The organism is Streptomyces sp. NPDC017520, assembly GCF_044329855.1.
Classification (GTDB): Bacteria; Actinomycetota; Actinomycetes; order Streptomycetales; family Streptomycetaceae; genus Streptomyces.
Genome location: NZ_JBIRKB010000007.1, coordinates 378,778 through 393,981 on the forward strand (window position 1 = coordinate 378,778; position 15,204 = coordinate 393,981).

Annotated in this window: 10 protein-coding genes; 5 read left to right on the forward strand and 5 right to left on the reverse strand. The window is 73.9% G+C overall.

Annotation, left to right across the window (positions count from 1 at the left end; translation table 11 throughout):
* Positions 1–63: 63 nt before the first annotated feature.
* Positions 64–1,539, forward strand: a complete 1,476-nt coding sequence (locus ACH4KB_RS19705) for an FHA domain-containing protein (RefSeq protein WP_398067156.1) — start codon at positions 64–66, stop codon at positions 1,537–1,539.
* 15 nt (positions 1,540–1,554) lie between these two features.
* Here the strand turns inward: ACH4KB_RS19705 and ACH4KB_RS19710 are convergent, their stop codons facing one another.
* The gene (locus ACH4KB_RS19710; RefSeq protein ID WP_398067157.1) at positions 1,555–2,550 is read right to left on the reverse strand and encodes a methyltransferase domain-containing protein; all 996 of its coding nucleotides are present in this window, start codon (positions 2,548–2,550) and stop codon (positions 1,555–1,557) included.
* 109 nt (positions 2,551–2,659) lie between these two features.
* Here ACH4KB_RS19710 and ACH4KB_RS19715 point away from each other — a divergent pair, with 109 nt between their 5' ends.
* The 4 genes from ACH4KB_RS19715 to ACH4KB_RS19730 all read left to right on the forward strand — a co-directional run bounded on the left by ACH4KB_RS19715 (position 2,660) and on the right by ACH4KB_RS19730 (position 10,461).
* Positions 2,660–3,064, forward strand: coding sequence for a globin (locus ACH4KB_RS19715; protein ID WP_003969111.1), 405 nt, complete (start codon positions 2,660–2,662; stop codon positions 3,062–3,064).
* Between the two features lie 233 nt (positions 3,065–3,297).
* Positions 3,298–6,582 (forward strand): FtsX-like permease family protein, encoded by a 3,285-nt coding sequence (locus ACH4KB_RS19720; protein WP_398067158.1) that lies wholly within the window; start codon positions 3,298–3,300, stop codon positions 6,580–6,582.
* A 1-nt stretch (position 6,583) separates the two neighbouring features.
* Positions 6,584–9,460 carry an ABC transporter permease gene (locus ACH4KB_RS19725; protein WP_398067159.1) on the forward strand — a complete coding sequence of 959 codons (2,877 nt, stop codon included), beginning with the start codon at positions 6,584–6,586 and terminating at the stop codon, positions 9,458–9,460.
* Positions 9,457–10,461: an ABC transporter ATP-binding protein gene (locus tag ACH4KB_RS19730; RefSeq protein WP_398067160.1), complete on the forward strand. Its 1,005-nt coding sequence runs from the start codon at positions 9,457–9,459 to the stop codon at positions 10,459–10,461. The genes ACH4KB_RS19725 and ACH4KB_RS19730 overlap by 4 nt, the downstream gene beginning before the upstream one ends.
* A 192-nt stretch (positions 10,462–10,653) precedes the next feature.
* On the opposite strand, the gene ACH4KB_RS19735 is transcribed toward ACH4KB_RS19730, so the two are convergent.
* The 4 genes from ACH4KB_RS19735 to ACH4KB_RS19750 form a co-directional block, all read right to left on the reverse strand.
* Positions 10,654–11,370, reverse strand: coding sequence for a hypothetical protein (locus tag ACH4KB_RS19735; protein WP_398067161.1), 717 nt, complete (start codon positions 11,368–11,370; stop codon positions 10,654–10,656).
* Positions 11,367–11,789, reverse strand: a complete 423-nt coding sequence (locus ACH4KB_RS19740) for an acyl-CoA thioesterase (protein WP_397916902.1) — start codon at positions 11,787–11,789, stop codon at positions 11,367–11,369. Before ACH4KB_RS19740 ends, ACH4KB_RS19735 begins: the two co-directional genes overlap by 4 nt.
* A 5-nt stretch (positions 11,790–11,794) precedes the next feature.
* On the reverse strand, positions 11,795–13,459 hold the full coding sequence (ettA, locus tag ACH4KB_RS19745) for an energy-dependent translational throttle protein EttA (RefSeq protein ID WP_398067162.1): 1,665 nt from the start codon (positions 13,457–13,459) through the stop codon (positions 11,795–11,797).
* A 137-nt stretch (positions 13,460–13,596) separates the two neighbouring features.
* Positions 13,597–15,084 carry a Cys-Gln thioester bond-forming surface protein gene (locus ACH4KB_RS19750; RefSeq protein WP_398067163.1) on the reverse strand — a complete coding sequence of 496 codons (1,488 nt, stop codon included), beginning with the start codon at positions 15,082–15,084 and terminating at the stop codon, positions 13,597–13,599.
* Between the last annotated feature and the right edge of the window lie 120 nt (positions 15,085–15,204).

Here is a 15,204-nt window from a genome sequence, read left to right on the forward strand (position 1 = left end):
AACGCCCGCGAACGACAGCATGACGGCCTCCGGGGCCGGAAGAGGAGAGGGGGAAGCGCCGACATGCCGACCTGCCCGAACGGACACCAGTCGGGTTCCGAGGACTGGTGCGAGGTCTGCGGACACCGCATGGCCACCGGCGGTGCGCCCGCGGGCGCGGTGCCCCCGCCGCCTCCTCCGCCGCCCGCGCCCGGTTACGGCTACCCGCAGCAGGGTTCCGGCGGTGGCCAGCCCACCATGCAGGCGGAGCTGTGCCCGCAGTGCCGCACGCCGCGTGAGGCGATGGCGCCGTACTGCGAGGAGTGCCGCTGGAACTTCCTCACCAACACGGCGACCTCCTACACCCCGCTGGCCCCGCAGCCCGGCCCGCCCGGCGGACCTCCGCCCGGCCTCAACCTGCCGCCCGGCTTCCAGGCGCAGGGGCCCGGCGGCGGCCCTGGACCCGGTGGCCAGCCCGGTCCCGGCGGTCCCGGTGGCCAGGGCGGTCCCGGTGGCCGGCCCGGTCCCGGTGGCCAGGGCGGTCCGCCCGGTGCGCCCCAACCGCGCGACCCGTTCGACTACCAGGGCTCGCGCCCCTCACAGATGAACCGTCCCGCCGAGCCGCTCGCCCCCGAGCAGAACGGTCCGGGCGGGAACGGCAGTCCGCACGGGAACGGCGGTCCGGGCGGGACCGGCGGTCCGGGCGGGCCTCCGTCGCAGGCGTTCCAGCAGGGGCCCCCGCCGCCGCCCTCGTTCCAGCAGGGCCCTCCGCCGCAGCAGCAGTCAGGACCCTCGCCGTTCGAGCCCCAGCAGGCCTCGCCCTTCGCGCCGCCGCGACAGCCGCAGCAGTCGCCGGGGCCCAACGCCGGCGGGGATGACTGGCTGCTGCCGCCGCCCTCCCAGGCCCAGCAGCCCCAGGCGTTCCAGGGGCCCGGCCCCCACCAGGGGCAGCCCCACGGACAGGAGCCGGGGCAGGAGCAGGGCTACGACCAGCAGGGCCTTCCGGGTCAGCAGGGTCAGCAGGGTCAGCAGGGTCAGCAGGGTCATGGTCCGCAGCACGGCCAGGACCAGGGCTACGACCAGGGCTACGACCAGGGCTACGACCAGGGTCAGCAGCACGGCGGGGTGCCTGGTCAGGGCCGGCCCCAGCAGTCCGCCTCCTGGACCGCCGTGATCGCTCCCGACCGCGCGTACTTCCTCGCCATGATGCAGCGCAGCGGCCCCGAGGCGACCGGGCTGAACCTGCCCGCGTACTCCCCGGAGCAGCGCCTTCCGCTCACCGGGAGCCAGATCACCATCGGCCGTCGCCGGCACAGCACCGGCGAGTCCCCCGACGTCGATCTGTCGGTGCCCCCGGAGGACCCCGGCGTCTCGCACCAGCACGCGGTGCTGGTGCAGCAGCCCGACGGCAGCTGGGCGGTCGTGGACCAGAACTCCACCAACGGCACCACGCTGAACGGCGCCGAGGACCCGATCCAGCCCTACGTCCCCGTACCGCTCCAGGACGGCGACCAGGTGCACGTCGGGGCGTGGACCACGATCACGGTGCGCCGGGACTGAGGCGGCACGCGCCGCTCACCCGGCGCCGAGGGGCCAGGTGTACGGGCCCTGCGGGTCGTCGAGCCAGGCCCACTGCCGGCCCTGGCCGACCGTGACGCCGTATCTCTCCCGCCCCGGGCGCCCCTCGCGCTCCCAGAGGGAGAGTGCCTCGTGCGGATCGAGGGTGCCCGCGGTCAGGGTCAGGAGGAATCGGAACAGGTCGTCCCCGGCGATTCGGCGCGGCAGTCCGCCCAGGCGCGGCAGCGCGCCGGGTCCCGGGAGCGCACCGCGCAGCGGCACGAAGTACGCCGGGGTGTGCAGGAAGTGCCCCTCGGCGCACGGACCGTGCTCCGTCGCGCGGACCTGGAGCAGGACCAGGCCGGTGGCGAGCGGCGCGAGGATGCGCGCGCCCGGACGGCACTGCTCCGGCCAGGCCCCCGGCACGGACGGCAGGGTGCAGGTCGCGATGATCCGGTCGTACGGGGCGCGCCGCGGGCAGCCCCGGGCCCCGTCGCCGGTGACCACCGTCGGGTGGTACCCGGCTGCGGCGAGGTGGCGCCGGGCCGACTCCGTGATCTCCGGGTCCAGGTCGACGCTGGTCACGGCGGAGTCGCCGAGCCGGTGGGCGAGCAGCGCCGCGTTGTAGCCGGGGCCGGTGCCGATCTCCAGGACCGTGTGCCCGTCCCGTACGTCGAGGGCGTCGAGCATCAGGGCCATCAGGGATGGCTGGCTGGAGGACGAGACGAGTTCGCCGTCCTTGAGGCGGGTGGCCAGCGCCCCGTCCGCGTACACCCCGCGCAGCCAGCGGGAGCGCCGTTCGGGGTCGGTGTCCTCGCCCCAGAGGCGCTCGAAGCCCCGGATTCCGCGCACGTAGTAGAACGGCACGAACAGCTGGCGGGGCACCTCGGCGAAGGCCGTGCGCCAGGCCGGATCGGTGAGCTCGCCCCGCGCGGCGATCTCCCGCACGAGGGCTTCCCGCGCCGCGTCGGCCTCGGCGTCGGGCGGGGAGGAGCCTTGCCGGTGTGCACCCATGTCTCCACTGTCCTGCGCCGGGGCCGTGCGGGCGAGCGGTCGAACGGGCTTTGCCGTCCTTGGTCCTAGGCCCCCCGTCCTCGGCCGGCGCGTCTGCGACCATGGACGGGTGACTGAGATTCCGCGCGACACGCTTCAGGAGCAGACCTTCTACGAGCAGGTCGGCGGCGAGGCGACCTTCCGGCGCCTGGTCCATCGGTTCTACGAGGGCGTGGCGGGCGATGAGCTGCTGCGGCCGATGTATCCGGAGGAGGACCTGGGTCCGGCCGAGGAGCGGTTCGCGCTGTTCCTGATGCAGTACTGGGGCGGCCCGCGCACCTACAGCGACCACCGGGGTCACCCGCGGCTGCGGATGCGGCACGCGCCGTTCCGGGTGGACCGGGCGGCGCACGACGCCTGGCTCGCCCATATGCGGGTCGCGCTGGACGAGCTGGGGCTCGCGCCCGAGCACGAGCGGCAGCTGTGGGACTACCTGACCTACGCCGCCGCCTCGATGGTCAACACCGCCGACTGATCACCGCCGACTGATCACCGCCGACAACGGCAGCAACCGCAGCAACCGCAGCTGATCACCTGTGCACGATCCGTGACCGGGCAACTCCGGAATTTGACACTCCATCTCCGCATAACGATCACGATCGCATCAAGGTGTACCTGCAAGCGGTTACCAGAACCTGTCGCCTCTGAAAGCATCACCGGTACGTCGGGGGGCGTGCGCACGCGGTGTTTCGGGGGCTGGGGGATCAGGTGACGGGTTTCGTCCTTCTGCGGGTGAGGGCTCATCGCCTCCTGATCTCCGCGGCCGTCCTGGCCGTCCTGCTGACCACCTCCGTCCTGGCGGCGCTCACCGCGTTCTCGGGTTCGGTGGGCGACGCGGCCCTGCGCCACTCGCTCACCCACGGGTCGGCCGCCTCCGCCGCCCTCGTCGTCTCCGCGTCCGTGGACCACGAACAGCGTGCGGAGGCCGACGACGCCGTCCGCAAGGCCTCCCGCGACGCCTTCGACGGGCTGCCCGTGACCGTGGGGAAGCTGGAGAGTTCGGGGTCGTACGCGCTGCCGCGGAGCCTCCAGGACCCGGCTGCCCGGCGGGGCAAGGACCCGGATCTCACCCACTTCGCCGCCCTCGACCCGAGCCGGGTGCGGATCACCGGGGGAAAGACGCCCGCGGCCCCCGGCGGCGCGGGTCCCGTCCAGGTCGCGCTGCCCGTCGTCGCCGCCGAGGCGCTGAAGCTGGAGCCGGGCGCCCGGCTCACCCTCACCGACCGGCTGCACGACAAGAAGCAGCGGATCCTGGTCACCGGCCTCTACGAGGCCGCCGACCAGTCCGACCCGTACTGGCAGCTGGACCCGCTCGGCGGGCGCGGGGTGCGCAAGCTCGCCTTCACGACGTACGGCCCCCTGCTCACCGCTCCCTCGGTCCTCGCCTCCGGTGTGCTCGCCGAGGGCGAGACGTCCTGGCTGGCGTCCGCCGACTTCGCGGAGCTGACCACCGGCTCCATGGAGGGGCTGCGCGAGGCGTCGGCCGGCGCCCCGAAGGCCCTGACGGCCGCACCGGTGTTCGCTTCCGGGGTCAACGCGCGGACGTCGCTGCCCACCCTGCTCGACCAGCTCGACCGGGCGCTGCTGGTCTCCCGCTCCACGCTGATGATCGTCGCGGTGCAGCTGGTGCTGCTCGCCGCGTACGCCCTGCTGCTCGTGGCCCGGCTGCTGAACAGCGAGCGTGACGGGGAGCGCGAACTGCTGCGGGCCCGAGGCGGTTCGCGGGGCCGGATCACTTCGTTCGCCGCGATCGAGGCGCTGCTGCTCGCCGTGCCCGCCGCGGTGGTCGCCCCCTTGCTCGCGGGCCCGCTGACCGGGCTGCTGGCCGAGCGCAGCGCCCTGGCCCGTATCGGGCTGAAGGTCCAGGAGGCCTCGACCGGCACCGTGTGGCTGGTCTCCGCGGCCGTCGCACTGGCCTGCGCCCTGGCCGTGGTGGCTCCGTCCCTGACGGCCGGAGCGGGCGGGCGCAGGACCCGGGCCGCGTCGCTGCCCGGGCCGGTGCGGGCGGGCGCGGACCTCGGGCTGCTCCTGATCGCGGCGGTGGCGTACTGGCAGTTGGACCGGCAGTCCGGCAGCGGGGCGCTCACCGGCGACCAGGCGGGCAACCTCGGGATCGACCCCCTGCTGGTCACCGCCCCCGCGCTGGCACTGCTCGCCGGCACCGTCCTCACGCTGCGCCTGCTGCCGCCCGCGGCGAAACTCGCCGAGCGGCGCGCGGCCAGGGGCCGGGGGCTGCCCGCGGCCCTGGCGGGCTGGCAGTTCAGCCGGCGCCCGTTGCGCGGGGCGGGGCCGGTGCTGCTGCTGGTCCTGTCGGTCGCGATGGGCATGCTGGCGATCGGGCAGAGCGCCTCCTGGAACCGCTCGCAGTCCGACCAGGCGGATTTCGGCTCCGGCGCCTCGGTCCGGTTCGTGGGCGGGCACGGGAGCGGTCCGGCGACGGCAGGCTCGTACAGCGCCCTGGAAGGGGTGCGACAGGCGGCCCCCGCCTACCGGGCGGACGTGGAGGTCTCCGGCGGGCGCACCGCGGAGGTCCTCGCCCTGGACACCACGCACGCGGACGAGCGGATGCTGATGCGCTCCGACCTCGCCGACGGAAGCCCGCGGAAGCTGTTCGGGGCCATCGCCCCGGAGCGGGCCCCGCGCCCCGGCCTCGTACTCCCCGGGGACAGCACCCGGGTGAAGCTGGACCTGCGGATCACCACGGTGTCGAAACCCGCCGGGGCCGACCTGGACCCGGATCCGCCGGTGGTCACCGTGCTCCTGGAGGACCGCTACGGTCTCCCCTACCGCGCCCTGGCCGGCCCCGTGCCGGTGGACGGCCGGCCGGTCCCGGTGTCCTTCCCGGTGTCGGCGGCGGGCGGTCTGGCACTGATCGGCATCGAGGTGGACGCCGCGGCGCCGTCCGACTACGCGCGCGAGCACCGGGTCTCGGTGAGCGACGTGCGGGTGGTCGCCGGGTCGGGCGCCGAACGCCCGGTGCCGGCCCCGGAGTCGCTGCGCTGGGACGCGGCCATGACGCTCACCGAGTACGGCGAGGACCGGCCGGGCAAGCCGCCGGTGCGCAACGGCGCGTCGGGCCTGCCGGACTTCACGTACGACACCGGCGTGGACAACGAGGAGAACTGGGAGCCGACCAGCGGCACCCTGCGGGTCACCGCCGCCCGGCCGAAGGCCGCCGCGGTCAAGGCGGTCGCGACGGACGCCTATCTGAAGAGCACCAACGCGAAACTGGGCGACGAGATCGACGTCACCCTGGCCGGGAACACCATCCGGGTGACCCTGGCGGAGGCGGTGCGCCGGCTGCCGACCACCGAGGCCGACCGGGCGTCCGGCGCCCCGGACCCGGTGGCGCGCGGCGGCGCGCTGCTGCTGGACCTCAAGGCCGTCACCGAGGTCCTGGCCCACCGGCCGACCGCCACGATCGAGGCGACCGAATGGTGGCTGAGCGCCGCCCCGGGCGACGCCGCGAAGGTGGCGGCCGCCCTGCGCGCCCTGCCGGACACCGATCCGGCCCAGGTGCTGGTCCGGGCGGAGGCCGCCCAGCGGCTGGTGGACGATCCGCTGGGGGCGGGGCCGCAGTCGGCGCTGCCGGCCGTGGCGGTGGTCGCCGCCGCGCTGGCGGCGGTCGGCTTCGCGGTCAGCGCCTCCGGGTCCCGGCGCGAACGCTCCGCCGAGCTGGGCGTGTTGCGGGCGCTCGGCGCGCCGCGCCGCCAGCTGGCCCGCATGATCGCCGCCGAACAGGGCGTACTGATCGCGCTCGCCCTGCTCATCGGGCTCGGCATCGGCACGGTACTGACCCGGGCCGTCGTTCCGCTCATCGTGCTGACCGGGCAGGCCGACCGGCCCGTTCCCGCGGTGCTGGTCGAGCTGCCCGCCGGGCAGGTCGCCGCGCTGCTGGCCGGGGTCGCCGCGCTGCCGCTCGTGATCGTCGCGGCGATGGCGCTCCGCCGCGGGGACCCGGCGGTCACACTGCGCCACCAGGGGGACCACTGACATGCGTCACACCAACCGGGCGGCCACCGCCCCGTGGATCCGTACCCGGCTGCGTACCGCACCCGGTGCGGCGACGGCACTCGCGGTGCTGGTGCTGGTGACGGCGTTCCTCGCCGCGGCGTTCCCGCGGGCCGTGGACGCGTACGAGACGAAGGGGCTGCGCCACGACATCCGGACGGCGGACGCGAGCCGTAGCGTTCTGGAGGTCTCCCGCCCGCAGCCCGGTCTTGAACTGCCGCAGGCGCAGCGGGACGCCGAAGTACGGAGCCCCGAGCTGACGCGGGTCGGAGCCGGGCTCCTGAAGACGCTGCCCGCACCGCTGCGCGCCGACACGGCGTCGGTCGCGTACGGGGTGCGCACCACGAAGCCGGCGCTCGCGGACGAGCCCTGGCTGCCGAGGCCCGACGCGGTTCCGCCGCGGCTCTCCTACGTGGCGCAGTCGGGGCTGAAGGAGCACGCCACGCTGGCCTCGGGTGCCTGGCCGGTGACGCCGCGGGAGGTCACGTCGGACTCCCGTGAGGTACAGGGCGCGGTCACCGAGGAGACGGCGGCCGAGCTGAAGGTGAAGGTCGGCGCGACCGTCGAGCTGCTCACCGCGGCCCAGGAACCCATCACCGTGACGATCACCGGCATCGTGGCCCCGCGCGATCCGCACGGCAGCTACTGGTCCGCCGATCCGCTGCTGCGCACCCCGTCCCTGGTGCCGGACCCCGAGGCCCCCTTCCCGGTGTACTACTGGACCGGCACCGTCCTGCTGGCCGAGGACGCCGGCCCCGCGCTCCTGAGCACGGCCGCCGAGCCGGTCCTCTTCTGGCGGATCCCGCCCGACCCGGCCGGGCTGACCGGCCCGGACGGCGCCCGGCTGACGTCCGTCATCGCCTCGCTGGAGAGCGGCCCCGGGCTGCTGAAGGTGCGGGAGACCGCCGGGGACACCGCGGTGTTCGCCACCGGACTCGGCCACGTCGTGGAGGCCAACGCGCGGATGCGCGACGCCATCAGTCCCGTGATCGCGGTCGCCGCCCTCGGCATCGGCTCCGTGGCCGCCGTCGTGCTGCTGATGACGGGGGCCCTGATCGCCGCCCGCCGCCGTAGCGAACTGGCGCTGATGCGCTCGCGCGGCGGATCGCTGCGCGGCATCGGCGGCCGGCTGCTCGCGGAGACCGCGGTGACCGTGCTGCCCGCGAGCGCGCTGGGGCTGCTGCTCGCGGTGCTGGCCGTGGGCGATGGCCGGTGGTGGCCGGGAGCGCTGGCGGCCGCCGGCGTCGGTCTCCTCGTGTGCGTCGCCCTGCCGCTGCGGACGACGCTCCAGCACATCCGGCCCACGCTGCACGGGGCCCGCGAGGACACGGTGAGCGCCCGGCCCTCGCGTTGGCGGACCGTGGCCGAACTGACCCTGCTCGTGCTGGCGGTCGGCGCGGTGACGGCGCTGCGCCGTCGCGGTACGTCCGACAGCGGCACCGACCTGCTGGTCGGCGCCGCACCGGTGCTGGTCGCGCTGATCGCGGCGCTGGTGCTGGTACGCCTCTATCCGCTGCCCCTGCGGCTCGCCATGCGCCCGATGGCCCGGCTGCGCGGGGCGATCGGCTTCCTCTCGCTGGCCCGTGCCGGCCGTTCCTCGGCCGGCGGGGCGCTGCCGCTGCTGGCCCTGCTGCTGGCGCTGGCCACGGCGGCGTTCGGCGGGTCGGTGATCGCCGGGATCGGGGACGCGCGGGACGACGCGGCGCTGGCGTCCATCGGCGCGGACGCCAGGGTCAGCGGCGTGGGCGAGCGGACGACGCTGCCCGACGAGCTGGTCCGCACGGTGCGCGACCTGGACGGCGTACGGGGCGTGGCACCGCTGCGGATCGAGCACAGTGTGGCGCTGCCGGAGACCGCGGCCGGTGACGGCGGAGCCGACGGGGACGGTGCCGCTGCGGATACGGGTACGGGTACGGATACGGGTACGAGTACGGGCAGCGGCAGCGTCGAGGACGTGGGGGCGGCGGCCGTGGTGGGCGTCGATCCCGCCCGGTACGCCGAGTTGGCCCGCGCGACCGGGCTGCCGGCCTTCCCGGCCGCCCGGCTGAAGGCCACCGGCCCCTCGGCACCCCTGCCCGAGGGCACGGAGTCCGGCCCGGGCCGCGTCCTGCCGGCCCTCGCCTCCCCGTCGGTGGCGGCCCGCCTGGGCAAGGAGCCGCAGGCGCTCGACACGCTGTCCGGGAACTTCGAGGTGCGGGTCGTGGGGACCGTCCCGCGCGTCGCCTCGCTCGCCACCACGAACTTCCTGATCGTGAACTCCGCCGCCCTGGAGCAGCGGGCGCCCACCACGCTGCTCCTCACCGGCGCACCGGATCCCGGGAAACTGCACGCGGCGGTCGAGGGAAGCGGCAAGGAGTACGCCGCGCACCTGCGGTCCGAGGAGCGCGCGCGGTACGTGAACACCCCGATGCAGGCGGGGGCCGAGCGGATCTACCTCGCGGCCGTCGCGGCGGGCGCCGGATACGCGCTGCTGGCCGTCCTGCTGTCGCTGCTCCAGACCGCGCCGGAGCGCAAGACGCTGCTGGCACGGCTGCGCACGATGGGACTCACCACCGGGCAGGGCAGGCGGCTGCTGGCCTTCGAGGCGACGCCGCAGGCGCTGCTGGCGGCGGGCGGTGGACTGTTCACCGGCTGGGCGACCATCGCCCTGCTCTCCCCCGGCGTCGATCTGGTGCCGCTGGCGCTCGCGGGCGTCGCCGGATCGGATGCGAGCCCCGTCCCCCTGCGCACCGACCTCTGGTCGCTGGGGCTGCCGGCCGCCGGGGTCGTGGCGCTCGCCGCCGCGGTCGCGGGCGTTCAGGCGTGGTGGGCGAGCCGCCGCGGATCGATCACCGAACTCAGGGCAGGAGACTCCCGATGACCTCGTCCACCGAGACGGAAGGCACGGCCCGCGCGGCCGAAACGACGCTGGCGGAGTTGGAGCAGCGGGCCGCGGCCCGCCGGGACCGCCCTTCCTACGGGCACGACGCGCTGATCGCCTGCGACCGCGTGGTGCGGATCTTCACCACGGACGGGGTGGAGGTGCAGGCTCTCCAGGGCCTCGACCTGCTGGTCACCGAGGGCGAGTTGATGGCTCTCGTGGGGGCGTCGGGCAGCGGAAAGTCGACGCTGATGAACATCCTGGCGGGCCTGGACGTGCCGACGGCGGGGTCGGCGAAGGTCGCGGGCTGCGATCTGCTGTCGATGGGCCCGAAGGAACGGCTGCGCTACCGCCGGGACGTCGTCGGGTTCGTCTGGCAGCAGACCGCCCGCAATCTGCTCCCGTATCTCACCGCGATCCAGAACATCACTTTGCCCATGCAGTTGCGCGGTGGCGGCAGCAAGCGCGAACGGGCAACCCGCGCCGAGTCGTTGCTCACCATGCTCGACATCGCCGACTGCCGCGACCGGCGCCCCCAGCAGCTGTCCGGCGGGCAGCAGCAGCGGGTGGCCATCGCGGTGGCGCTGGCCAACTCCCCGTCCGTGCTGCTCGCGGACGAGCCGACCGGGGAGCTGGACTCGGCCACCGGGGAGCAGGTCTTCGCCGCGTTCCGGCGCGCCAACGAGGAGTTGGGGACCTCGATCGTGATCGTCACCCACGACCAGGCGGTCGCGAACGAGGTGCGGCGTACGGTCGCCATCCGCGACGGCCGTACCTCGTCCGAGGTGCTGCGCCGCACGGAGGTGGACGCGGCGACGGGCCAGGAGTCGCAGGTGGCCCGGGAGTACGCGATGCTCGACCGGGCGGGGCGGCTCCAGCTGCCCGCGGACTACACGCAGACGCTGGGCATGGAACACCGGGTGCTGCTGGAGCTGGAGCAGGACCACATCGGCGTCTGGCCGGACGCGCACGGGACGGCCCCGGAGGAGCCGGGCACGTAGGGCCGCACCAGGACGGTGCGTGGGGTGTCCGGACGGTGGCGGCACCGGGTACGCCCGTGACGTGGCGGCACCGGGTACGCCCGTGACGTCGATCAGCTGGCACCGGGGGGCAGGGGACCTCCGGACCAGCCGGCGCCGGCGGCGCGGCACCTCCGCGCCAGCGGGCGTTCCGGCGGCCCGGGGCCTTCGGATTCAGGCGGGGCCGACGGTGAAGGGCAGGGCGCCGAGCTCGCCGCTCGTCGCGCGGCGCAGGGCGACCGAGCCGTACGGGCTCCGCAGCCGGAGCCAGCTGCCCGAGGACAGCAGCGACACCGGGAACCGCGGGTCGGCCCGGAGGAAGCCGAGGGACTGGGCCGCGTGGACGGCCCGGAGCGGAAGGTCCGTGGTCCCCACCGGCCGGGACCAGATCTCCCGGCCGATACGGTCCCGCTCCGCACGGGTACGCCGCTCCTCGGGCAGGGCCTCGTCCCGGGTGCGGAACTCGGTGACGGCTCCCTCCAGCACGGCGCGCAGGGTGTCCGGCCCGGGCAGTCCCGGCTGCTCCCGCCAGGGCCCCCGGGGCGGCAGGACACCGGTCCAGGGCGGCCCGGTGACGGGGGCGGGCAGCGCACCGGCGCCCGGCTCCGGGGCGCCCGCGGGGTCGCCGGTGACGGGAACGTCGAGGGTTTCCAGCAGCTCCCCGGCCGACACCGTGACGTCGAGCGTCTCGGGGCGGGCCAGGCGGGCGGCGCGGATGGCGAGGACCTCGAAGGAGGGCGGGCGGCCGAACACGGCCAGTGCGTCGCCGCCGCCCGCCTGCAACCGGACCGCCGCGGCCCGGTCGTAGTGGAGCAGCCGGCCGAGGAAGGCGGCGAGATCCGCCGCCTCCCTCGCGTCGGCGAACCGCAGCGACTGCACAGGCACGGTCATGCCGCGGCGGGCTCCTCTGCCAGGTACTGCTGGAGGAAGAGCTTCTCCTCGGCGGAGATCCGCCGGGGCCGCTCCGCCGCCAGGTCGTACGGCACGACGACGGTCGAGGCGCGTACGTACACCTGGTCGGCGTCCTTGATCTCATAGGCGATCGTCAGGGACGCGGCGCCGATCTTCGTGACCCACGACTCGACGGTCACCGGCTCGTGCCGGTGGACCAGCGGCCGTACGTAGTCGATCTCGTGACGGGCCACGACGGACCCGCCCGCGAACGACGGCGAACCGTCCCCGGGCGCCAGCCGGAACATGAAGTCGATGCGCGCCTCCTCCAGGTAGCGGAGGAAGACCACGTTGTTGACGTGGCCGAAGGCATCCATGTCCGACCAGCGCAGGGGGCAGCTGTAGACGTGACGAGCCAAGACGATCAGCCTCGCGTGAGCTTCTTGTACGTGGCACGGTGCGGGCGGGCCGCGTCCGCGCCGAGCCGCTCGATCTTGTTCTTCTCGTACGACTCGAAGTTGCCCTCGAACCAGTACCACTTGGAGTCACCCTCGTAGGCGAGGATGTGCGTGGCGACGCGGTCCAGGAACCAGCGGTCGTGGGAGATGACCACAGCGGCGCCCGGGAACTCCAGGAGGGCGTTCTCCAGCGAGGAGAGCGTCTCGACGTCGAGGTCGTTGGTGGGCTCGTCGAGGAGCAGCAGGTTGCCGCCCTCCTTGAGCGTCAGCGCCAGGTTGAGGCGGTTGCGCTCACCACCGGACAGGACGCCGGCCGGCTTCTGCTGGTCCGGGCCCTTGAAGCCGAACGCGGAGACGTAGGCGCGCGAGGGCATCTCGACCTGGCCGACGTTGATGTAGTCCAGCTCGTCCGAGACGACGGCCCAGAGGGTCTTCTTCGGGTCGATGTTGGCGCGGGACTGGTCGACGTAGGAGATCTTGACCGTGTCGCCGACCTTGATGGCGCCGCTGTCCGGCGTCTCCAGGCCCTGGATCATCTTGAACAGCGTGGTCTTGCCCGCGCCGTTCGGACCGATGATGCCGACGATGCCGTTACGGGGCAGCGTGAACGACAGATCGTCGATGAGGACCTTGTCGCCGAAGGCCTTCGAGAGGTTCTCGACCTCGACGACGATGGAACCGAGCCGCGGGCCCGGCGGAATCTGGATCTCCTCGAAGTCCAGCTTCCGCATCTTGTCCGCCTCGGCCGCCATCTCCTCGTACCGGGCGAGTCGGGCCTTGGACTTGGTCTGGCGGCCCTTGGCGTTGGAGCGGACCCACTCCAGCTCCTCCTTGAGCCGCTTCTGGCGCTTCTCGTCCTTGCGGCCCTCGACCTTGAGCCGGGTGGCCTTGCGCTCCAGGTACGTGGAGTAGTTGCCCTCGTAGGGGATCGCGCGGCCGCGGTCGAGCTCCAGGATCCACTCGGCGACGTTGTTCAGGAAGTACCGGTCGTGGGTGACGGCGACGACGGCACCCGGGTACTTCGAGAGGTGCTGCTCCAGCCAGTTCACCGACTCGGCGTCGAGGTGGTTGGTGGGCTCGTCAAGGAGGAGCAGGTCCGGCGCCTCGATGAGCAGCTTGCAGAGCGCCACGCGGCGCTTCTCGCCACCGGAGAGGTTGGTGACGGGCCAGTCGCCGGGCGGGCAGCCCAGGGCGTCCATGGCCTGCTCCAGCTGCGCGTCCAGGTCCCACGCGTTGGCGTGGTCCAGGTCCTCCTGGAGCTTGCCCATCTCGTCCATGAGCGCGTCGGAGTAGTCGGTCGCCATCAGCTCGGCGACCTCGTTGAAGCGCTTGAGCTTGCCCATGATCTCGGCGGCGCCGTCCTGGACGTTCTCCAGGACGGTCTTCTCCTCGTCCAGCTTCGGCTCCTGCATGAGGATGCCGACGCTGAAACCGGGCGAGATGAAGGCGTCACCGTTGGACGGCTGCTCCAGGCCCGCCATGATCTTCAGCACCGTGGACTTACCGGCGCCGTTGGGCCCCACGACACCGATCTTCGCGCCGGGCAGGAAGTTCAGGTTGACGTCATCGAGAATCACCTTGTCGCCGTGCGCTTTGCGCGTCTTGCGCATGGTGTAGATGTACTCAGCCAAGAGAAACCGTCCGGCAGCAATAGAGGTGTGGGCAGATACACCCCATCTTGCCTGACAGCCCTCCCCGGACGGAAACCCGTCCAGGGATCGACATGGGAACGACGTCACTTCCGGCGTGACTTCCCGCGTGCGGACGCTCACTCACCGTCGGCGTGCGGTGCCTTCCGGCGGAGGAGGAAGACCGCGCCGCCGCCCACGACGAGCAGTCCGATGGCGACCGCGGCGAGCATCGGGGTGGCGCTGGAGCCGCCGGTCTCGGCGAGGTCGCCCGCCGGCCCGGAGGTGACGGAGCCGGTCGTGGCCGGGACGGACTGCTGGGCGCTCCGCGTGCCGATGTCGTTGCCCGCGTCGCCCGCGCCCTCGCGGTCCAGGACACTGCCGCTGGTGGCGCAGTCCAGCACCCCGGTGAAGGTCCTGGCGAACCCGCCGGGTCCGGTGATGGTGAAGTCGTACGCCTGGTCCTCGGCGACGGGGACCGTCACCGTGCGGGTGGCCCCGGCGGCGATGGTGTGCTCGATTCCGGCCAGCTCGAAGGTGAAGGGCTCGTCGCCCCGGTTGGCGGCCGTGATGTCGACGCCGCCCGCCGCGCAGTTCTTCCGCGCGGTCAGTGCGGGGGCGGCCCCCTTCTCGGCCCAGGTGGCGCCGGCCCGCGCGGAGACCGTGGACTCGCTGGAGCCGGCCAGGATCTGCGTCTGGGTGCGGCCGGTCCCGACGAGGGCCCGGCCGACCGGCACGGAGGTGGTGGCCTGGACGGTCAGGGAGGCGGTGCCGTCGGCGGTGTCCTTCGGCACGGCGAAGTAGAGCCGGTCTCCGTCCGCCGCGGCGGTGACGGGGGCGCCCTTCTCGTCCGTCACCGCGACGCCGCTGACCGCCGCGTCCACCGGCGGCGACACCGAGACCTGGTCCGCGGCGGTGCGGACGGTGACGGGGCCGAGCCGCTCACCGGCCCGGCCGGAGACGGCGGCCGGCTCCAGGGTCAGCGAGGCCTGGGGCTCCTTCGTCTTGCGCGCGTTGCGGTGCAGCCAGTCGGCGAGCTTCTCCGCCTGCTTGTCCGCCGCCGTGACATCGGCGTTGTCCGAGTAGCGCCAGATGGCGACCTGGGTCCCGGCGGCGGCGGTCCGCTCGGTCAGCGGGCCGGTGCCGGCCGCGTCGGCGAGCGCGGCCAGGTCGTCGACCTGGGGGTAGGAGTGCTGGAGGATCCAGCGGATCTTCCCCGCGTTCCGGTTGGTGCCCAGCGAGGTCTCGGCCCAGGGCGTCTCCAGATACCTCGCCTGGTCCTGGGTGGGGTTGTGGAGGTCGATGCAGTAGGTCTTGAGCTTGCCGCCGCCGTCCACGGTCATCTCGAACAGTCCGGCGGGCAGCTCCTGGGTCCGGTCGGGCGCACCGTCCTTCCCCGCGACGCGGAGCACGGCGCTGTCGAAGGTCTTCAGCCCGTCGAGCACCGCGGCCGCGCCGCCGTGGTGCCGGCCCGGGTCGTCGGCCGCCGCCGGTCCGGCGCCGACGAGTGCGGCAGCCGCGACGAGACCGGAGAGCAGCAGCGCGGCGACCGGGCGGCGGGTGCCGCGGCCGGGGGGCGCCCCTGTCGTGCCGGACGACGCAGCGGACGCTGAAGACGCAGAAAACACAGAATTCCCCTCCGGGCGAGGCCCTCGCGCATGGTGCGCGTGTGGGGAATGCCTCGCCAGCAGACCCAAGTGACCCGTGAGCACTGGGAATCCTAAAGAACGGGGCAAGGGCAGTCCCCC